Origin of the sequence: Enterobacter sp. YSU, assembly GCF_016082135.1 — a bacterium.
GTDB lineage: Bacteria > Pseudomonadota > Gammaproteobacteria > Enterobacterales > Enterobacteriaceae > Enterobacter > Enterobacter hormaechei_C.
Genome location: NZ_CP059487.1, coordinates 2,069,378 through 2,089,166 on the forward strand (window position 1 = coordinate 2,069,378; position 19,789 = coordinate 2,089,166).

Sequence of the window (19,789 nt, forward strand, 5' to 3'; positions counted from 1 at the left end):
ACTCTCTACAGGATGCCGATTCCCTATGTCACAGCCTACTTTCAACAAAGCTCAATTTCAGGCTGCCCTGACACGTCAGTGGCAGCGTTTTGGCCTTCATGCTGCAAACGAAATGACGCCTCACCAGTGGTGGCAGGCGGTGAGCGGGGCGCTCGCAGAGCAGCTGGACGCTCAGCCTGTGACGAAGCCCGTGAAAGGCCAGCGTCACGTCAACTACATTTCAATGGAGTTCCTGATTGGCCGTCTGACGGGTAACAATCTGCTGAACCTTGGCTGGTATCAGGAGGTCGGTGACGTGCTGAAAGAACACGACATCAACCTGACCGATCTGCTGGAAGAAGAGATTGATCCGGCGCTGGGTAACGGCGGTCTGGGACGTCTGGCAGCCTGTTTCCTGGATTCCATGGCAACCGTGGGTCAGTCGGCGATTGGCTATGGCCTGAACTATCAGTACGGCCTGTTCCGTCAGTCATTTGCCGACGGCCATCAGATGGAAGCGCCAGACGACTGGCACCGCAATACCTATCCGTGGTTCCGCCACAACGCGCAGCTGGATGTGCAGGTCGGGATTGGCGGGAAAGTCACGAAGCAGGGACTCTGGGAACCGGCGTTCACCATTACCGGTGAAGCCTGGGACCTGCCGGTACTCGGCTACCGTAACGGCGTGGCGCAGCCGCTGCGCCTGTGGCAGGCGAAGCACGCGCATCCGTTTAACCTGACCAAATTCAACGACGGTGATTTCCTGCGCGCCGAGCAGCAGGGGATCGACGCCGAGAAGCTGACCAAAGTCCTCTACCCGAACGATAATCATCTGGCGGGTAAAAAGCTGCGTCTGATGCAGCAGTACTTCCAGTGCGCCTGTTCCGTGGCGGATATTCTGCGTCGCCACCACCTGGCGGGCCGCAAGCTGGCTCAGCTGCCGGACTTCGAAGTTATTCAGCTTAACGACACGCATCCGACCATTGCCATCCCGGAACTGCTGCGCGTGCTGATCGACGAGCATCAGCTGAGCTGGGACGACGCCTGGGCCATCACCAGCCGCACCTTCGCCTACACCAACCACACCCTGATGCCGGAAGCGCTCGAGTGCTGGGATGAGAAGCTGGTGAAAACGCTGCTGCCGCGCCATATGCAGATCATCAACAAGATTAACGACCAGTTCAAAACGCTGGTGGAGAAAACCTGGCCGGGCGATAAGGCCGTCTGGGCGAAGCTGGCCGTTGTGCACGACAAGCAGGTGCGCATGGCGAACATGTGCGTGGTCAGCGGCTTTGCGGTGAACGGCGTTGCCGCGCTGCACTCGGATCTGGTGGTGAAAGATCTCTTCCCGGAATACCACCAGCTGTGGCCGACCAAATTCCATAACGTGACCAACGGCATCACGCCGCGTCGCTGGATTAAGCAGTGCAACCCGCTGCTGGCCGGCCTGCTGGACAAGTCCCTGAAGAAAGAGTGGGCCAACGACCTGGACCAGCTCATCAACCTGGAAAAACAGGCCGACAACGCGAAGTTCCGCGAGCAGTACCGCGCCATTAAGCTGGAGAACAAGGTTCGTCTGGCCGAGTTTGTGAAAATGCGCACCGGAATTGAGATCAACCCGAATGCGATTTTCGATATCCAGATCAAACGACTGCACGAGTACAAACGTCAGCACCTGAACCTGCTGCACATTCTGGCGCTGTACAAAGAGATCCGCGAGAACCCGCAGGCCGACCGCGTCCCGCGCGTGTTCCTGTTCGGTGCGAAAGCGGCGCCGGGCTACTACCTGGCGAAAAACATTATCCTTGCCATTAATAAAGTGGCGGCGGCGATCAACAGCGATCCGAAAGTGGGCGACAAGTTGAAGGTGGTGTTCCTGCCGGACTACTGCGTTTCTGCGGCTGAAATGCTGATCCCGGCGGCGGATATTTCCGAGCAGATCTCTACCGCCGGTAAAGAAGCGTCCGGTACCGGCAACATGAAGCTGGCCCTGAACGGCGCGCTGACCGTCGGCACGCTGGACGGTGCGAACGTCGAAATCGCCGAGAAGGTCGGCGAAGAGAACATCTTTATCTTCGGCCATACTGTTGAAGAAGTGAAAGCCATCAAAGCCAAAGGGTACGACCCGGTGAAATGGCGTAAAAAAGATAAAGTGCTGGATGCGGTGCTCAAAGAGCTGGAAAGCGGGAAGTACAGCGACGGCGACAAGCACGCGTTTGACCAGATGCTGCACAGCATGGACAAACAGGGCGGCGACCCGTACCTGGTGATGGCTGACTTCTCGGCTTACGTTGAAGCGCAGAAGCAGGTCGACGTGCTATATCGCGACCAGGATGCCTGGACCCGCGCGTGTATCCTGAACACCGCGCGCTGCGGTATGTTCAGCTCTGACCGTTCAATCCGTGATTATCAGGCTCGTATCTGGCAGGCAAAACGCTAAGGAAGCGCGATGGAGAGTAAACGTCTGGACAGTGCCGCGCAGGCGGCGGGAATTAGCCTCAGTTACATCAATGCGCACGGCAAACCGCAGTCTATTGGTGCGGACACCAAAAGACGTTTGCTGGATGCCATGCACAAAACCGACGCGAAAGCGTCGGGTGCGCCGGTGCCGAACGTCAAGGTCTTTACCGCGGGCAAAAAGATGCCGCTGGCGGTGGAAGGGCGCGGCGAGTTCAGCTGGCTGCTCACCACCGAAGAGGGGCATCAGCACAAAGGCCATGCCACCGGCGGCAAAACCCTTAACCTTCCGGCGAAGCTGCCGGAGGGCTACCACACGCTTACGCTGACCCGGGACGACCAGCGTTTTCACTGTCGGGTGATTGTGGCGCCAAAGCGCTGCTATGAGCCGCAGGCGCTGCGTGAAGGCAAAAAGCTGTGGGGCGCCTGCGTGCAGCTCTATACCCTGCGTTCGGACAGCAACTGGGGCATTGGCGATTTTGGCGACCTGAAAAAGATGCTGGCATCTGTTGGTGAGCGCGGCGGCGCGTTCATCGGCCTCAACCCGATCCACGCCCTCTATCCGGCGAATCCGGAAAGCGCCAGCCCGTACAGCCCGTCTTCCCGTCGCTGGCTGAACGTGATTTACATCGACGTTAACGCGTTAGACGATTTCAAAAACAGCAAAGAGGCGCAGGCGTGGTGGAAGCTTGAGACCACGCAACAGCTGCTGAAACAGGCCCGCGATGCGGACTGGGTTGATTACGCCTCCGTTACCGCGCTGAAAATGGCGGCTCTGCGTCTGGCCTGGAAGGGCTTTGCGAAGCGTGACGACGAGCAGATGGCAGCCTTCCGCCAGTTTGTGATGCAGGAAGGTGAGAGCCTTTACTGGCAGGCAGCGTTTGATGCGCTGCATGCGCATCAGGTTCAGGAGGACGAGATGCGCTGGGGCTGGCCGGTGTGGCCGGAAGCCTATCAGTCCGTTGATACCCCGGAAGTGAAGGCATTCTGTGAGACGCATGCCGACGAGGTGGATTTCTATCTCTGGTTGCAGTGGCTGGCGTACAGCCAGTTTGCCGCCTGCTGGCAGGTGAGCCAGGGCTATAACATGCCGATCGGGTTGTATCGCGATCTGGCTGTCGGCGTGGCGGAAGGCGGGGCGGAAACCTGGTGTGACCGTGAACTTTACTGCCTGAAAGCTTCTGTGGGGGCGCCGCCGGATATTCTGGGCCCGCTCGGTCAGAACTGGGGCTTACCGCCGATGGATCCGCACGTGATGACGGCGCGTGCCTACGAGCCGTTTATCGACCTGCTGCGCGCTAACATGCAGAACTGCGGTGCGTTGCGTATCGACCACGTGATGTCCGTGCTGCGCCTGTGGTGGATCCCGTACGGTGAAACGGCTGACCACGGGGCGTACGTGCAGTATCCGGTGGACGACCTGCTCTCAATCCTCGCGCTGGAGAGTAAACGTCATCAGTGCATGGTGATTGGCGAAGATCTCGGTACCGTGCCGGTGGAAATTGTCAGCAAGCTCCGCGACAGCGGGGTTTACTCCTACAAAGTGCTCTATTTTGAAAAGGACCATGAGAAAACCTTCCGCGCGCCGAAAGCGTACCCTGAACAGTCAATGGCAGTCGCGACGACGCATGATCTTCCTACGCTCAGAGGCTACTGGGAAAGCGGCGACCTGACGCTCGGCAAAACGCTGGGTCTCTACCCGAATGAAGAGGTTCTGCGTGGGCTGTATCAGGATCGCGAGCTGGCGAAGCAGGGGCTGCTGGATGCGCTGCATAAGCATGGCTGTCTGCCGAAGCGCGCCGGGCATAAGGCGTCGCTGATGTCGATGACGCCAACGCTTAACCGTGGCTTACAGCGCTATATTGCCGACAGCAACAGCGCGTTGCTCGGTCTGCAACCGGAAGACTGGATTGATATGGCGGAGCCGGTAAACATCCCCGGCACCAGCTATCAGTACAAAAACTGGCGTCGCAAGCTGTCCACAACGCTTGAAGCGATGTTTGCCGATGACGGGGTGAACAGGTTGATTAAGGATTTGGATAAACGGCGAAAAGCAGCCGCGAAGAAGTGATAAAAAACCCGCCAGTGGCGGGTTTTTTATTGCCCGGTGGCGCTAACGCTTACCGGGCCTACGTGCATTAAGTAGGTCGGGTAAGGCATAGCCGCCACCCGACTTAATACATCAAACCACCATATTCAACAGCAGCACCCCGACCAGACCGCACACCGAAATAATGGTTTCCAGCGCGGACCAGGACTTGATGGTTTCACCGATGGTCAGGTTGAAGTACTCCTTGAACAGCCAGAAGCCCGGATCGTTCACGTGGGAGAAAATCACGCTCCCGGAACCAACCGCGATAACCATCAGCTCAGGGCTTACGCCCGTGGTCGCAATCAGCGGCGCAACGATACCGCCTGCGGTAATCGCCGCAACGGTCGCAGAGCCCAGCGCGATACGCAGAACGGCGGCGATAGACCATGCCATCAGCAGCGGGGAGACGTTGGTTTCATGCATCATGGCAGCGATGTATTTATCCACGCCGCTGTCGACCAGCACCTGCTTGAACGCGCCGCCACCGCCGATGATCAGCAGCATCATGGCAATGATTTTGATGGAAGAAGTCAGCGTGTCGTTGATCTGATCCATGGAACGGCCACGGTTAAGACCGAAGGTGAACATGGCGATCAGGACCGCAATCAGCGTCGCCATCACCGGGTCGCCCAGGAACTCCGCAACGGACAGGAACGCGTGACCTTTCGGCAGAACCATCTCTGCTATGGCACGCATCGCCATCAGGATCACCGGTACCAGTGAGGTCCAGACGCTGACGCCAAAGCCTGGCATCTCTTCTTCAGTAAAGGTTTTGGCGCTGTACAGCCCTTCCGGGATAGGCTTATCAATGCCTTTCAGGAAGCGCGCATACACCGGGCCTGCCAGAATCACCGTCGGGATCGCCAGAATCGTACCAAACAGCAGGGTTTTACCCATATCGGCATGGAAGATGGTGGCGATAGCCGTTGGGCCCGGATGCGGCGGCAGGAAACCGTGGGTGACGGACAGCGCCGCAGCCATCGGCACACCCACGAACAGCAGCGGGATGTTGGCGGCAGCGGCGATGGTGAACACCAGCGGCAGCATCAGCACGAAGCCCACTTCATAGAACAGCGCGAAACCGACGGTAAAACCGGTTAACACCACCGCCCATTGAATGTTCTTCTTACCAAATTTGTCGATCAGCGTGGTGGCAATACGCTGTGCGCCACCGCAGTCCGCGAGCATTTTACCGAGCATGGCGCCGAAGCCCATGATCAGCGCCAGGCTGCCGAGCGTACCGCCGACACCGGCTTTAATGGAGCTGATAACTTTAACCAGCGGCATTCCCTGCATCAGACCGACTGCAAGTGCCACCAGAACCAGAGCGATAAATCCGTTCATTTTGAAGCGGATCATCAAGAGCAGTAATAACACAACACCGATAGCGACGATGACTAATGGCATGATTGACCTGGCCTTTGAATTGTTATGGGTAACGTCATTGTTTCAACGACAAATTCCGGTTGTCCCAACTGGGAACAGAGTGTTAACGGCACTCATACTGATGCCTGCGAAAACGTTAAGTTTAGTCGGCTGTTATAAGGGTGTTGAGTGCCCACGAGAATGATACGGGTAACATGCGGTGATTGAGAATCACCCAGGGAGGCAAAATTTGAATTATGAGACGCAGGTCAACATACAGAGGGGGAGGCAAGAAAAAGTAGGCCCGGTAAGCGCAGCGCCACCGGGCAATACAGACGGGGACTGAATCAGTAGTAAGAGTGCTCGCCGCGCTGGTGCTCGGTCAGATCGCGCACGCCTTTCAGTTCCGGAAATTCGTTCAGCAGCTGCTTCTCGATCCCTTCTTTCAGGGTTACATCAACCATGGAGCAGCCGTTACAGCCGCCGCCGAATTGCAGGATCGCCAGACCATCTTCGGTGATTTCCATCAGGGAAACACGTCCCCCGTGGCCGGCCAGCTGCGGGTTGATCTGCGATTGCAGCAGATATTCCACACGTTCCATCAGCGGGGCATCGTCAGAGACTTTACGCATCTTCGCGTTTGGCGCCTTCAGCGTCAGCTGAGAACCCAGCTGGTCAGTGACGAAATCAATCTCCGCATCTTCAAGATACGGCGCGCTCAACTCATCAACGTACGCGGTGAGCTGTTCAAATTTAAGGGCAGTGTCAGTTGCTTCCACAGCATCCGGAGGACAATAAGAGACACCACATTCTGCATTCGGAGTGCCTGGATTGATCACAAACACGCGGATCTGCGTCCCTTCTTCCTGATTTGCCAGCAGTTTGGCAAAGTGCGCTTGTGCAGAATCGGAAATACGGATCATAGCTTTGACCTAATAGTTGACTAAATTACCTGGGTATAATCATACGCCCATTGAAGAAGGGCTACAAGGTACGGCACAGACACCATACCTGAACTGACGCGGCGCCGCTTTGCAAAAGCAGTCGGGAAAGTTCAGCCACGGTACTGCCCGTGGTGACGACATCATCCACAATCGCGATATGGAGGCCGTTGACCGGCAATTCAAGGCGAAAGGCGTTTTTCAGGTTCCTTTTGCGCGACCGGGCGTTGAGCCGGTGCTGAACGGCAGTGGCATGAGTACGTTTCAGCGCAGAGGCTGGGTACCGGCAACCCAGCCAGTGGGCGAGCGGACGGCACAGCAGGTCGCTCTGATTGTATCCCCGCCGCCAGTGCCGACGCTGAAACAGTGGCACGTTCACAAGCGTGTCGACCGGCGGCAGCCCGCGCGTTCTTCGCGCCTGTAATACCGCCAGTAACAACAGGCGTGCCAGGGGCTGCGCCAGTGCAGTCTGGCTGGAAAACTTAAACTGATGAACCAGACGACTCAGCGGCAAAACGTAATCATCCACCGCCACCAGCGCGCTCCACGGCGGCGCTTTTTTCAGGCAACGGCCGCAGGGGAGCGTCTGGCTTACGGCAGGCAAGCCGCATTGCGGACAGCCCTTCAGGTAACCCAGCGCTCGCGTGCAAACGGAACAGACGCCCCACGCGCTCATCGCAAGTGGCATTCGGCATAGCCAGCACAAGCCGGGCACTGTTAGCATACGCAACCTCCATGTGAAAAAAGAGAACGTTAACTGATGAAGACGCTGTGGTGGCAGACCGTTGGGACGGGAAATTGTCATCTTGTGCTGCTGCACGGATGGGGACTGAACGCCGAAGTGTGGCGTTGCATAAGTGAGGAACTGGCCTCGCAATTCACGGTACACCTGGTGGATCTACCGGGCTATGGCCGCAGCCGCGGCTACGGCGCGATGACGCTCGACGACATGGCGGAGCAGGTTCTGGAAGCGGCGCCGCAAAAAGCCGTCTGGCTCGGCTGGAGCCTGGGCGGGCTGGTGGCAAGCCAGATTGCGCTGCGCCATCCTGAACGGGTCCAGGCGCTGGTGACCGTGGCCTCATCACCCTGTTTCAGCGCCCGCGAGGCGTGGCCGGGCATCAAACCTGAGGTGCTGGCCGGGTTCCAGCATCAGCTGAGCGAAGACTTCCAGCGGACGGTGGAGCGTTTCCTGGCATTACAGACGATGGAAACAGAAACCGCCCGTCAGGATGCGCGGACGCTGAAGCAGACGGTGCTTTCTCTGCCGATGCCGGAGGTTGAGGTGCTGAACGGAGGGCTGGAAATCCTGAAAACGGCCGATCTGCGCGAGCCGCTGGCGTCGTTAACGGTGCCGCATCTGCGTATTTATGGCTATCTGGATGGACTGGTTCCGCGCAAGGTGGTTCCGCTGCTGGATGCGCTGTGGCCGGAGAGTAAATCAATGGTGGTTGCCAAAGCGGCACATGCGCCGTTCATCTCTCATCCTGCTGAGTTTTGTTCGGCGCTGTCCGGTTTTATCAGCGAAGCGTCCACCACTCCCTGAGACAGGCTTTACCTTCAGGACAACTCTTACAACTGCCGGACAGACAACCGTCCGGCTCTTCCTGAATGCGCACGGCTTTCCCCATGGCCTCCAGCCTTTCCAGCATGGCATCGATCATCGGCTGCGGCGTATGCAGGCTGAGGCTGAGCTGCTTCGCCTCCATTCGCCCCTGTAACGCCAGTAAGTCACGAACCTGAATCAACGATGCCATCTTTCTTCCCCTTAGTGACAGTCGCCCGCAGGGCTGCTACAGCAGGTCGTCGGGGTTTTGCGCGTTGCCAGCAGGTTAACGTCAACGCGGCTACGCGCCCGGCGCAGCAGGCCAATCACCATCACGTTAAACAGGATCACCGCGAGGATACAGACCAGGCTGTAGCGCGGATGCTGGCTGTAATTGACGGCCTGATAAAACACGGTCGCCAGCGAGTAGGCAATGTTCAGCCCCCACAGAATGGAGAAGCCCATCCAGCCGCGGCTGGACTCACGGGCAATGGCGCCCATGACCGAGATGCACGGAATATAGAGCAGGACGAAGATCAGGTAGCTGTAGGCCGCCGACGCGCTGCCAAATTTCTGGCCCATCACGCCCATTGCTCCGGTCGCCATTTCGCCGTCGCCTTTGCTGGCTTCAATCGGGTTCGCCAGTACGCTCAGGCTGAAGGTGTCTTTCAGGCTCTGCCAGGTTTCTTCCACCGCGCCAAGCAGTTCATCGCCGAGGTTGAACGCTGCCGGATTAAACTCCTCTTCCTGGATGTTTTCCGCGGTGTAAAGCGTGTTCAGGGTGCCGACAACCACCTCTTTTGCCATCGCGCCGGTGAACAGGCCCACGGTTGCCTGCCAGTTGTCTTCCTGAACGCCAATCGGTTTGAAGACCGGCGTAATGATCCGGCTGACGGAGGCCAGGGCAGAGTCATTAATGTTGTCCGCGGCCTGGCCGCTCAGAGTGAAGCTGTTCAGGGCGCTCAGGAAAATGCTGACCACCACAATCACCTTACCGGCGCGCAGAACGAAGCCCTTCAGGCGCTGCCATGTCTGAATAATCAGGCTTTTCAGATGCGGAACGTGATAAACCGGCAGTTCCATCACGAACGGCGACGCTTCGCCACGCATGATGGTGTGCTTCAGCATCAGGCCGGTGAGAATAGCCATCACGATACCCAGCACATACAGGGAGAAGACGGCCAGCGCTCCTTCCTGACCAAAGAACGCCGCGGCAAAGACCGCGAAGATCGCCAGCCGCGCGCCGCAGGACATGAACGGCGCCATCATGATGGTCATCAGGCGTTCGCGCGGGGCATCCAGCGTACGCGCGCCCATGACTGACGGCACGTTACAGCCAAAGCCGACAATCAGCGGCACGAAGGATTTGCCCGGCAGCCCCAGCGCCTGCATCAGGCGGTCCATCACGAAGGCGGCGCGCGCCATGTAACCGGAATCCTCAAGGAAGGAGAGGAACAGGTACATCATGCCGATCTGCGGTACCAGCGGCAGGACGGTATTGATCCCGCCGCCGATCCCCTGCGCAAGGAAGATGGTCAACCATTCCGGGAAGTGGAGGGTGTAGCCCAGCCACTGAATACCGTGCACGAAGATAGCGACAGAGCCGCCATCAAAGATAGGTTGTAATGCACCGCCGATGTTAATGGCGAGCAGGAACATCACATACATCACCAGTAAAAAGATCGGCAAACCGAGGAAGCGGTTGAGCACAATCTTATCCACGGCGGCGGTGAAGCGGCTGGGTTCAGCGGTTAATGCATTGCTGACCACGTCACAGATAGCGGCAATGGCCTGATAGCGCGCATCCGCAATGTGCAGGGCCGGGTCATCCAGCTCGTCGCTCAGGCGAGCCTGTGCGACATCCAGCTTATCCGCCGCATCGCCTGCGTAGGCGCGGCTGTAGATATCGCCTTCCAGCATTTGCAGGCCAAGCCACAGACGTTGTCTGGCGGGCATGCTGTTATCCATCTCCTGCGCCAGCTGCCCGGCTTCGCGCAGCAGCGGCTGGGCGTAGTGCACCAGTTCGACGTCGGCATTGCCCGTGTGGCGGTCAATCGCCAGCTTCAGGGCGTCAATGCCGCGAGCGCGGGTGGAAACCAGCGGAACCACCGGGCAGCCCAGACGGGCGGAGAGGGCATCGACGTCGATGCGCAGCTTTTGCTTCTCCGCGATGTCGAGCATGTTAAGCGCCACGATGCAGGGAATACCCAGCTCCAGCAGCTGTAACGTGAGATACAGATTTCTTTCGAGGTTAGAGGCATCCACCACGTTGATAAGCAGATCCGCGTCGCCGCTCAGAATATAGTGGCAGGCAATTTGCTCATCGAGAGAGGTCTGGGATGAAATCGTGGTGAGGGAATAGGTCCCCGGTAAATCAACCAGCGTGACCTGATTATCTGTCGTGGTGAACTGGCCTTCTTTGCGTTCAACCGTCACGCCTGCCCAATTTCCCACACGCTGGCGTGCGCCAGTTAACTGATTAAATAAGGTTGTCTTGCCGGAATTAGGATTGCCAATTAAGCCAATAGTTAATTTTTTCATTGTAGTAGACTCACTGAAACCGCTGGCTTGTTAACGGGATAAAGATTCAATTTCAATTAATGCGAGATCTTTTTTACGCAGAACCAGATTAACGCGTCGGGTTTCGATATGAACTGGATCGCCCAACGGTGCAACGCGCACAACCTGGAATGATGAGCCGGGTAGCATGCCCAGTGACAGGAGCTTCTGCCGATAGGCCGGGCTTATCTCACGGGTAAAACCGATAATTTTCCACGCACTGTCTGGAGTGAATTGCATAGCGCCTGATTCCACGATAGGTTAAATAATCTACACTGCGATGATAATGAGAATAGTTTTTATCAGCAATAATAAAAATGTGACGGGATGTTGTTAATCGTATTAATTTGCGGTCTGCTTGACCTTGCTCAATATTTTCGAAATTGAGGTGAAAATAAAAAGAGGGCTATTTGTTAATGAGGTGATAATTCGTGGTTTAAATATGGATACAACATATTTATTTTAATTCCCTGCGGCCTGCTTGCCGGGCGGCACTGCGTTTGCCCGGCCTACAAAACCGTAGGCCCGGTAAGCGTCGCGCCACCGGGCATTTACAGCATTAGCGTTTCTTACCCATCGCCGCTGCCAGCGCATCCATCATCGCGCTGTTGCCCGCCGGCTGTGCGTCACGTCCGCGTGGCTTCGCGGCTTTCGCTGCCGGACGCTGCTGTTCACGGCCACCGCCATTACCGCCACGGCGCGCGTTAGTGTCGCCCGGCTGCTCGTCCAGACGCATGGTCAGGGCAATACGCTTGCGCTGGAGATCCACTTCCAGCACTTTCACCTTCACGATGTCGCCCGCTTTGACCACGGTGTGCGGATCTTCAACGAACTTGTCGGCGAGGGAAGAGATATGCACCAGACCATCCTGATGTACGCCGATATCCACAAACGCGCCAAAGTTGGTGACGTTGGTTACCGCCCCCTCCAGCACCATGCCCGGCAGCAGGTCGTTCATGGTTTCTACGCCCTCAGCAAAGGTCGCGGTTTTAAACTCAGGACGCGGATCGCGGCCCGGTTTTTCCAGCTCTTTGATGATGTCGGTGACCGTCGGCACGCCGAACTGTTCGTCGGTGAAATCCACCGCTTTCAGGTTACGCAGCGCGCTGCTGTCGCCCATCAGGTCTTTCAGCGCCTGCCGGGTGGCGGCCAGGATACGCTCGACAACTGGATAGGCTTCCGGGTGAACGGTAGAGGCATCCAGCGGGTTATCGCCGTGGTTGATGCGCAGGAAGCCCGCGCACTGCTCAAATGCTTTCGGCCCCAGACGGCTCACCTTCAGCAGCTGCTGGCGGTTCTGGAACTGACCGTTTTCATCACGCCAGGCGACGATATTCTGCGCCATCATACGGGTCAGGCCCGCCACGCGGGTCAGCAGGGGCACGGAAGCGGTGTTCAGGTCCACGCCGACGGCGTTAACACAGTCTTCCACTACCGCATCCAGCTTACGCGCCAGCTGCGTCTGGCTCACGTCGTGCTGATACTGGCCCACGCCGATGGATTTCGGGTCAATCTTCACCAGCTCCGCCAGCGGATCCTGCAAACGACGGGCGATAGAGACCGCGCCGCGCAGGGAAACGTCCAGATCCGGGAACTCCTGCGCTGCCAGTTCCGAGGCGGAATAGACAGATGCCCCCGCTTCACTGACGATCACTTTCTGCGCCGTCACTTTCGGGAACTGCTTCTGCACGTCGAGATAGAAACGTTCAGTTTCGCGGGACGCCGTACCGTTACCGATGGCAACCAGCTCAACGTTGTACTTCTCGCACAGCGCGGCGACGACGACAGCCGCTTTCGCTGCCTGACCGGTGTGCGGGTAAATGGTGTCGGTGGCAACCAGCTTGCCGGTGCCGTCAACCACGGCCACCTTCACGCCGGTACGCAGACCCGGATCGAGACCCATGGTGGCGCGCAGGCCAGCTGGCGCCGCCATCAGCAGGTCGTGCAGGTTACGGGCGAAGACGTTGATCGCTTCGTCTTCGGCGCGCTCGCGCACGGTGCCCATCAGCTCGGTTTCGAGGTGCATCAGCACCTTGATGCGCCAGGTCCAGCTCACCACGCCTTTGCGCCAGCTGTCCGCCGGGGCGTTGTTCAGGCGCAGGCCCAGATGGTCGATAATGATCTGCTCGCAGTGGCTCTCTTTTGGCGGCTCGTCAAACTGTGGGTCGGCATTCAGGGAGAGTTGCAGCACGCCTTCGTTACGGCCGCGGAACATCGCCAGCGCGCGGTGAGACGGCGCGGTAGAAATGGGTTCGTGGTGATCGAAGTAGTCGCGGAATTTCGCGCCTTCTTCCTCTTTGCCGGACACCACGGTGGAGACGATATGCGCGTTCTTCCACAGGTAATCACGCACTTTGGCCAGCAGCGCCGCGTCTTCGGCGAAGCGCTCCATCAGAATATAGCGCGCGCCGTCCAGCGCAGCTTTGGTGTCCGCTACGCCTTTATCGGCGTCGATAAATTTGGCGGCTTCGGTTTCCGGATCGTGAGACGGCTCGTTCCACAGCAGATCGGCCAGTGGCTCAAGGCCGGCTTCGATCGCAATCTGCCCGCGCGTGCGGCGCTTCGGTTTGTACGGCAGATAGAGGTCTTCGAGCTCGGTTTTACTCAGGGTACCGTTAATGGCTTTTTCCAGGTCACTGGTCAGCTTGCCCTGCTCGCCGATAGATTTGAGGATCGCCTGACGTCGGTCTTCCAGCTCGCGAAGATAGCCCAGACGGGTCTCCAGGTTTCGCAGCTGCGTGTCATCCAGACCGCCGGTGACTTCCTTACGATAACGTGCAATAAACGGCACGGTGTTCCCTTCATCAAGCAGGCGAACGGCAGCTTCTACCTGTTCGGCTCTGGCCTGAAGTTCACCCGCAATAATGCGGCAGAGCGACTCTTTCATCATGGTCAGTTCATCTTGTGGATCGAAAATCAGGGGGATAGTTATACGGGCTGACACCAAAAAATGCCAGCCGGGGAGGGCGCTCTCGGACTATTTAACATACTCGATTTCGTTGACGTACCAGCTTGCTTCACCCGCAGGCGTCTGGACAACGGCTAAATCGCCTACCTCTTTTTTCAGCAGGGCGCGGGCCATGGGTGAGTCGATAGAAATGTAATCCTTACGACCGAAAATTTCATCGTAGCCGACGATACGAAAACGCAGGGTGTCGCCGCTGTCGTTTTCAATTTCGACCCACGCGCCGAAGAAGACTTTACCTTCCTGCTGCGGGGAGTAATCGACAATTTTGAGATTCTCGAGGCACTTCGTCAGGTAGCGTACCCGGCGATCGATTTCGCGCAGCCGCTTTTTATTGTACTGGTAGTCCGCATTCTCGCTGCGGTCGCCCAGGCTTGCTGCCCAGGTGACTTTTTTGGTCACTTCCGGACGCTCTTCGCGCCACAGGTAATCCATCTCTTTTTTGAGTTTCTCGTACCCTTCACGGGTGATCAGAGGCGTTTTCATGGTGCAGCCTTTAATGCCGGTTAACTGTCTTTGCGCACAATACGTAGCGCACAGTGTAACAGACAAGATTAATAATGATTTATGTGATGAAATGAACAGATAAGCTGCTGTTAAATATGCTTTGTAACAATTTCGTCTAGAATTTATACCAGAATTCGCTGGTCGAACCCGTGCACTTTTTTAGAATACGCTGTTCCAGGCTTATCCGAACCTTTGGGAGTACACACAATGCAAGAGAACTACAAAATTCTGGTCGTAGATGACGACATGCGCCTGCGTGCGCTGCTGGAACGTTATCTGACCGAGCAGGGCTTCCAGGTTCGTAGCGTCGCGAACGCGGAACAGATGGATCGTCTGCTGACGCGTGAATCCTTCCACCTGATGGTGTTGGACCTGATGCTGCCTGGCGAAGACGGGCTCTCTATTTGCCGCCGTCTGCGCAGCCAGAGCAACCCGATGCCGATCATCATGGTGACGGCGAAGGGTGAAGAAGTTGACCGCATTGTCGGCCTTGAGATCGGCGCTGATGACTACATTCCAAAGCCGTTCAACCCGCGTGAACTGCTGGCGCGTATTCGCGCCGTGCTGCGTCGTCAGGCGAACGAGCTGCCGGGCGCGCCATCTCAGGAAGAGGCCGTCATTGCATTCGGTAAGTTCAAGCTGAACCTCGGCACCCGTGAAATGTTCCGTGAAGATGAGCCAATGCCGCTCACCAGCGGCGAGTTCGCGGTGCTGAAAGCGCTGGTCAGTCACCCGCGTGAGCCGCTCTCCCGTGACAAGCTGATGAACCTGGCGCGTGGTCGTGAATACTCCGCGATGGAGCGTTCTATCGACGTGCAGATCTCTCGTCTGCGCCGCATGGTGGAAGAAGATCCGGCGCATCCTCGTTATATTCAGACCGTGTGGGGTCTGGGCTACGTGTTTGTTCCGGACGGCTCTAAAGCATGAGGCGAATGCGCTTCTCGCCGCGAAGTTCGTTTGCCCGCACGCTGTTATTGATCGTCACCCTGCTGTTTGTCAGTCTGGTGACGACCTACCTGGTGGTGCTGAACTTTGCAATCCTGCCGAGCCTTCAGCAGTTTAATAAGGTGCTGGCATACGAAGTGCGTATGCTGATGACCGACAAACTGCAACTGGAGGACGGCACGCAGTTGGTTGTTCCCCCGGCGTTCCGTCGGGAAATCTACCGTGAGCTGGGCATTTCTCTCTACTCGAACGAAGCGGCGGAAGATGCCGGCCTGCGCTGGGCGCAGCACTATGAATTCCTTAGCCAGCAGATGGCGCAGCAGCTTGGCGGCCCGACGGAAGTGCGCGTTGAGGTCAATAAAAGCTCGCCGGTTGTCTGGCTGAAAACCTGGCTGTCACCCAACATCTGGGTGCGCGTTCCGCTCACCGAGATTCATCAGGGCGACTTCTCGCCGCTGTTCCGATACACCCTGGCGATCATGCTGCTGGCCATCGGCGGCGCATGGCTGTTTATTCGTATCCAGAACCGACCGCTGGTCGATCTGGAGCATGCGGCATTGCAGGTCGGTAAAGGTATTATCCCACCGCCGCTGCGCGAGTATGGCGCATCGGAAGTGCGCTCGGTAACGCGTGCGTTTAACCACATGGCGGCAGGCGTTAAACAGCTGGCGGACGACCGTACGCTCCTGATGGCCGGGGTCAGCCATGACCTTCGCACCCCGCTGACGCGTATCCGGCTGGCAACAGAGATGATGGGCGAGCAGGATGGTTATCTTGCAGAGTCCATCAACAAGGATATCGAAGAGTGTAACGCCATCATCGAGCAGTTTATCGACTACCTGCGCACCGGGCAGGAGATGCCGATGGAGATGGCGGATCTGAACGCGGTTCTGGGCGAAGTGGTTGCCGCCGAAAGCGGCTACGAACGTGAAATTGCGACCGACCTTCAGGCAGGTGAGATTCAGGTACGTATGCATCCGCTCTCCATTAAACGCGCGGTGGCGAATATGGTGGTTAACGCGGCGCGGTACGGCAACGGCTGGATCAAAGTCAGCAGCGGTACGGAACTCAACCGCGCCTGGTTCCAGGTGGAAGACGATGGCCCGGGCATCAAGCCTGAGCAGCGTAAGCACCTGTTCCAGCCGTTCGTGCGCGGCGACAGCGCGCGCAGCACCAGCGGAACCGGCTTAGGCCTGGCGATTGTGCAGCGTATTGTTGATAACCATAACGGACTGCTGGAAATTGGCACCAGCGAGCGGGGCGGTTTGAGCATTCGTGCGTGGTTACCGGTGCCGGTTTTACGGGGGCAGGTGAAAGAGAGTTAAAAAAGGGGGGGGCCTGATGCCCTCATCCCGGCCCTCTCCCACGGGGAGAGGGAGAAAACATTAAAAAAGGCAACTTTCGTTGCCTTTTTGCTTTTACCTTGGTCCCGCACTCACCAGCGCAGCACCGGCCGGGGTGTCGGTATACTTCTCGAAGTTTTCGATAAACAGTTTCGCCAGCGATTCAGCCTTCTCACGCCACTGTTCCGGTGAACCGTAGGTGTTACGCGGATCCAGGATACGCGTATCCACGCCCGGCAGCGCTGTTGGGATCGCCAGATCGAACATCGGCAGCGTAAAGGTCTCAGCGTTATCCAGCGAACCATCCAGAATCGCGTCGATGATGGCACGTGTATCTTTGATGGAGATACGTTTGCCCGTACCGTTCCAGCCGGTGTTCACCAGGTACGCCTGGGCGCCGGATGCCTGCATGCGTTTCACCAGCACTTCCGCGTACTGCGTTGGGTGCAGCGACAGGAACGCCGCGCCGAAGCAGGCGGAGAAGGTTGGGGTTGGCTCGGTCACACCGCGCTCGGTACCCGCCAGTTTAGCGGTAAAGCCGGAGAGGAAATGGTACTGCGTCTGGCTGGCGGTCAGGCGGGAAACCGGTGGCAGCACGCCGAACGCATCCGCGGTCAGGAAAATCACCTTCGTGGCATGACCCGCCTTCGATACCGGCTTGACGATGTTCTCGATGTGGTAGATCGGGTAAGAGACGCGGGTGTTTAATGAGATGGTCACTCCCTCCTTCCCGGTACTATGCTGAGGACAGGCTTTCATTCGGAGAACTATCATGGAAAACAATTCAGACGCCGGATAGATTCAAGCAAGCCAATTTATCGTCAAAATCGGTGTTGCAAAAACGGGAGTGACCATAGATTCCGTTTTCGAGGCATCGTCGAAGTCGATAGAACCATCGGCACGCACGGTGACGTTTTCCAGCAGCGCATCGCGGCGAATCGCGTGGTAGATATCCGGCTCTGCCTCTTCCGACAGGCGAATGGTCTTCGCGTAGCAGCCGCCTTCAAAGTTAAACACGCCGTCATCATCCCAGCCGTGTTCATCGTCGCCAATCAGACGACGTTTTGGATCGGTGGACAGCGTTGTTTTACCGGTGCCGGAAAGGCCGAAGAACACTGCTACATCGCCTTTTTCCCCGACGTTCGCCGAGCAGTGCATGGAGGCGATACCGCGCAGCGGCAGCAGGTAGTTCATGACCGAGAACATCCCTTTCTTCATTTCGCCGCCGTACCAGGTACCGCCGATCAGCTGGATACGCTCGGTCAGGTTGAAGGCGATAAAGTTTTCGGAATTAAGACCCTGCTCTTTCCACTGCGGGTTGGTGCATTTCGCGCCGTTCATCACGATAAAGTCAGGGGTGAAGTCTTGCAGTTCTTCATCGGTCGGACGAATGAACATGTTCTTCACGAAATGCGCCTGCCAGGCCACTTCAGTAATGAACCGTACGGAGAGACGGGTGTCGGCGTTAGCGCCGCAGAACGCATCAATAATAAACAGACGCTTGCCGGAAAGCTGATGGGTGACAAGTCCTTTCAGATGCTGCCAGGTTTCCGGGGAGAGCGGTTTGTTATCGTTCTTCCCTTTGCCCTTATCAGCCCACCACAGCGTATCGCGGGTGGTGTCGTCTCGGACGATATACTTATCTTTAGGCGAACGACCGGTAAAAATACCCGTATCGACGGCGATAGCACCCAGGTTCGTCAACACACCGCGCTCGTATCCTTCCAGTGCCGGATTGAGCTCTTCCTGATACAGCGTATCGTAATCGGGGTTGTAGACCACTTCCTGGACGTCGTGAATACCATAAGCCTTGAGATCTTGCGGGGTTAAACCATTAACACGCATATCACTGCTCCTTAGCCAATATGTACTGCCTGAAATTGTAGGGTTTTTCTGGGGATGTTAACCGCGACGGGGCTCATAGATTTACGTATCTGGTTAAAACCCTTACTAACGGAAAACGCTGCGACTCCAGTCACAGGGCGGGCAGATTATCGCAGGAATCGCTTTTTGGATGGGGAAAATGTTCTTAAAAGGTTAATCTCTGGTGAATTTATCCAGAAGAATGTGAATGTAATCGCATACATGTAAGAAAATTACGTAAGGGTTACACTGGGAAAACGATTCAGCTTGGGTGGCGTTTTTTACCCCTCACCCAAAGGGGTGAGGGTTAGGGTGAGGGGAAAGAGGTTTAGTGAACCTGCGGGTCCGCTGGAGAGGCGTTATTGCGGATCTCCGCGATATCCATGGAATTGAACACGTAGTGCGTACCGCAGTAATCACAGTGCATATCGATCTCACCGTCTTCCGCCATGATGCTGTCGATCTCTTCATCCGGCAGCGTTTTCAGGGCGCCAGCACAACGCTCGCGAGAGCAGGTGCACTTAAATTCCACATCCTGCGGATCGTAAACCGTCACTTCTTCTTCGTGGTACAGACGCCACAGCACGTCGGTCGCCGACAGGGTGAACAACTCTTCCGCTTTGATGGTTTCCGTCAACGTTGCCAGATGCTCGAAATCATTGGTCTGCGCATCCTGCGCAGGCAGAACCTGAAGCAGCATACCACCGGCAGCAGGCTGACCATCCACTTCACCGGTGCGGATGAACAGGCGGGTTGGCAGCTGTTCGGAACGCATGAAGTAATCTTCCAGGCAGGCGGCAAGCGTGTCGCCTTCCAGACCGACAACGCCCTGATAGCGCTCACCCTCTTCAGGCGAGATCGTGATAACCAGATAGCCATTTCCGACCAGCGTTTTCAGATCCGCATTTTCAGGGATATCGCCCTGAACGCGCGCCACGCCGCGCATCTGCTGCTGGTTATTGCCGTTGATCACCGCCAGCGACATCGGGCCATCACCCTGCAACTGAACGGTAATATCGCCAGCGAACTTCAGCGTGGCGGTCAGCAGGCTGGTGGCAACCAGCAGTTCGCCCAACAGGGTTTTCACCGGCAGCGGGTAGTTGTGGTTTTCCAGAATCTGTTTCCAGGTTTCGGATACGGTGACCAGCTCGCCGCGCACGGCGAATTGTTCAAACAGATAGCGGTGTAATTGGTCGTGTTGGGCCATTTTCATCTCTCGTGCAGGTGAGG

Annotated in this window: 14 protein-coding genes and 2 pseudogenes; 5 read left to right on the forward strand and 11 right to left on the reverse strand. The window is 57.1% G+C overall.

The features are described from left to right. Positions 1-25: 25 nt before the first annotated feature. Together malP and malQ are read left to right on the forward strand one after the other, a co-directional pair. On the forward strand, positions 26-2,419 hold the full coding sequence (malP, locus tag H2Z33_RS09935) for a maltodextrin phosphorylase (RefSeq protein WP_033488065.1): 2,394 nt from the start codon (positions 26-28) through the stop codon (positions 2,417-2,419). A 9-nt stretch (positions 2,420-2,428) separates the two neighbouring features. Next, positions 2,429-4,507 carry a 4-alpha-glucanotransferase gene (gene malQ, locus H2Z33_RS09940; RefSeq protein ID WP_063135387.1) on the forward strand — a complete coding sequence of 693 codons (2,079 nt, stop codon included), beginning with the start codon at positions 2,429-2,431 and terminating at the stop codon, positions 4,505-4,507. A 111-nt stretch (positions 4,508-4,618) separates the two neighbouring features. Here malQ and gntT read toward each other — a convergent pair whose 3' ends face one another. The 3 genes from gntT to gntX form a co-directional block, all read right to left on the reverse strand. Next, a complete protein-coding gene (gntT, locus tag H2Z33_RS09945; protein WP_017384145.1) occupies positions 4,619-5,935 on the reverse strand; it encodes a gluconate transporter in 1,317 nt (438 codons plus the stop codon). Positions 5,936-6,240: 305 nt separating this feature from the next. Next, positions 6,241-6,816 carry a Fe-S biogenesis protein NfuA gene (gene nfuA / locus H2Z33_RS09950; RefSeq protein ID WP_003861601.1) on the reverse strand — a complete coding sequence of 192 codons (576 nt, stop codon included), beginning with the start codon at positions 6,814-6,816 and terminating at the stop codon, positions 6,241-6,243. 61 nt (positions 6,817-6,877) lie between these two features. Then, positions 6,878-7,558, reverse strand: a complete 681-nt coding sequence (gene gntX / locus H2Z33_RS09955) for a DNA utilization protein GntX (protein ID WP_017384146.1) — start codon at positions 7,556-7,558, stop codon at positions 6,878-6,880. Positions 7,559-7,594: 36 nt separating this feature from the next. Between gntX and bioH the strand changes: the two genes are divergently transcribed. Further along, positions 7,595-8,377: a pimeloyl-ACP methyl ester esterase BioH gene (gene bioH, locus H2Z33_RS09960; protein ID WP_063135386.1), complete on the forward strand. Its 783-nt coding sequence runs from the start codon at positions 7,595-7,597 to the stop codon at positions 8,375-8,377. Here bioH and feoC read toward each other — a convergent pair. From feoC to greB, 5 genes are all read right to left on the reverse strand, one after another. Further along, complete coding sequence (gene feoC / locus H2Z33_RS09965) at positions 8,352-8,588, reverse strand: [Fe-S]-dependent transcriptional repressor FeoC (RefSeq protein ID WP_017384148.1); 237 nt, start codon at positions 8,586-8,588, stop codon at positions 8,352-8,354. The two genes, bioH and feoC, sit on opposite strands and share 26 nt — an antisense overlap. An 11-nt stretch (positions 8,589-8,599) precedes the next feature. Continuing rightward, positions 8,600-10,918: a Fe(2+) transporter permease subunit FeoB gene (gene feoB / locus H2Z33_RS09970; RefSeq protein WP_015571442.1), complete on the reverse strand. Its 2,319-nt coding sequence runs from the start codon at positions 10,916-10,918 to the stop codon at positions 8,600-8,602. Between the two features lie 30 nt (positions 10,919-10,948). After that, complete coding sequence (feoA, locus tag H2Z33_RS09975) at positions 10,949-11,176, reverse strand: ferrous iron transporter A (RefSeq protein WP_015571441.1); 228 nt, start codon at positions 11,174-11,176, stop codon at positions 10,949-10,951. A gap of 319 nt (positions 11,177-11,495) precedes the next feature. After that, positions 11,496-13,826, reverse strand: a complete 2,331-nt coding sequence (locus H2Z33_RS09980; protein ID WP_015571440.1) for a Tex family protein — start codon at positions 13,824-13,826, stop codon at positions 11,496-11,498. Between the two features lie 87 nt (positions 13,827-13,913). Beyond that, positions 13,914-14,387, reverse strand: coding sequence for a transcription elongation factor GreB (gene greB / locus H2Z33_RS09985; RefSeq protein WP_017384149.1), 474 nt, complete (start codon positions 14,385-14,387; stop codon positions 13,914-13,916). A gap of 228 nt (positions 14,388-14,615) precedes the next feature. Here greB and ompR point away from each other — a divergent pair, with 228 nt between their 5' ends. Together ompR and envZ are read left to right on the forward strand one after the other, a co-directional pair. Further along, entirely contained in the window at positions 14,616-15,335 is a 720-nt protein-coding gene (ompR, locus tag H2Z33_RS09990) for a two-component system response regulator OmpR (RefSeq protein ID WP_001157751.1), read from the forward strand. Further along, positions 15,332-16,678, forward strand: coding sequence for a two-component system sensor histidine kinase EnvZ (envZ, locus tag H2Z33_RS09995; protein ID WP_003861615.1), 1,347 nt, complete (start codon positions 15,332-15,334; stop codon positions 16,676-16,678). The genes ompR and envZ overlap by 4 nt, the downstream gene beginning before the upstream one ends. Before the next feature lie 93 nt (positions 16,679-16,771). Here the strand turns inward: envZ and H2Z33_RS10000 are convergent. From H2Z33_RS10000 to hslO, 3 genes and pseudogenes are all read right to left on the reverse strand, one after another. Next, positions 16,772-17,401, reverse strand: a pseudogene (locus H2Z33_RS10000) (phosphoenolpyruvate carboxykinase (ATP)); the annotation flags it as partial. Positions 17,402-17,554: 153 nt separating this feature from the next. After that, positions 17,555-18,541: pseudogene (locus H2Z33_RS10005) on the reverse strand (phosphoenolpyruvate carboxykinase (ATP)); the annotation flags it as partial. 346 nt (positions 18,542-18,887) lie between these two features. Continuing rightward, a complete protein-coding gene (gene hslO, locus H2Z33_RS10010) occupies positions 18,888-19,766 on the reverse strand; it encodes an Hsp33 family molecular chaperone HslO (RefSeq protein ID WP_023304550.1) in 879 nt (292 codons plus the stop codon). Positions 19,767-19,789: the final 23 nt, after the last annotated feature.

Excerpts from the sequence above, each read along its gene's own strand:
- malP (WP_033488065.1), top strand. The coding sequence starts at position 26 with ATGTCACAGCCTACTTTCAACAAAGCTCAATTTCAGGCTGCCCTGACA.
- malQ (WP_063135387.1), top strand. The coding sequence starts at position 2,429 with ATGGAGAGTAAACGTCTGGACAGTGCCGCGCAGGCGGCGGGAATTAGC.
- gntT (WP_017384145.1), bottom strand. The coding sequence starts at position 5,935 with ATGCCATTAGTCATCGTCGCTATCGGTGTTGTGTTATTACTGCTCTTG.
- nfuA (WP_003861601.1), bottom strand. The coding sequence starts at position 6,816 with ATGATCCGTATTTCCGATTCTGCACAAGCGCACTTTGCCAAACTGCTG.
- gntX (WP_017384146.1), bottom strand. The coding sequence starts at position 7,558 with ATGCTAACAGTGCCCGGCTTGTGCTGGCTATGCCGAATGCCACTTGCG.
- bioH (WP_063135386.1), top strand. The coding sequence starts at position 7,595 with ATGAAGACGCTGTGGTGGCAGACCGTTGGGACGGGAAATTGTCATCTT.
- feoC (WP_017384148.1), bottom strand. The coding sequence starts at position 8,588 with ATGGCATCGTTGATTCAGGTTCGTGACTTACTGGCGTTACAGGGGCGA.
- feoB (WP_015571442.1), bottom strand. The coding sequence starts at position 10,918 with ATGAAAAAATTAACTATTGGCTTAATTGGCAATCCTAATTCCGGCAAG.
- feoA (WP_015571441.1), bottom strand. The coding sequence starts at position 11,176 with ATGCAATTCACTCCAGACAGTGCGTGGAAAATTATCGGTTTTACCCGT.
- H2Z33_RS09980 (WP_015571440.1), bottom strand. The coding sequence starts at position 13,826 with ATGATGAAAGAGTCGCTCTGCCGCATTATTGCGGGTGAACTTCAGGCC.
- greB (WP_017384149.1), bottom strand. The coding sequence starts at position 14,387 with ATGAAAACGCCTCTGATCACCCGTGAAGGGTACGAGAAACTCAAAAAA.
- ompR (WP_001157751.1), top strand. The coding sequence starts at position 14,616 with ATGCAAGAGAACTACAAAATTCTGGTCGTAGATGACGACATGCGCCTG.
- envZ (WP_003861615.1), top strand. The coding sequence starts at position 15,332 with ATGAGGCGAATGCGCTTCTCGCCGCGAAGTTCGTTTGCCCGCACGCTG.
- hslO (WP_023304550.1), bottom strand. The coding sequence starts at position 19,766 with ATGGCCCAACACGACCAATTACACCGCTATCTGTTTGAACAATTCGCC.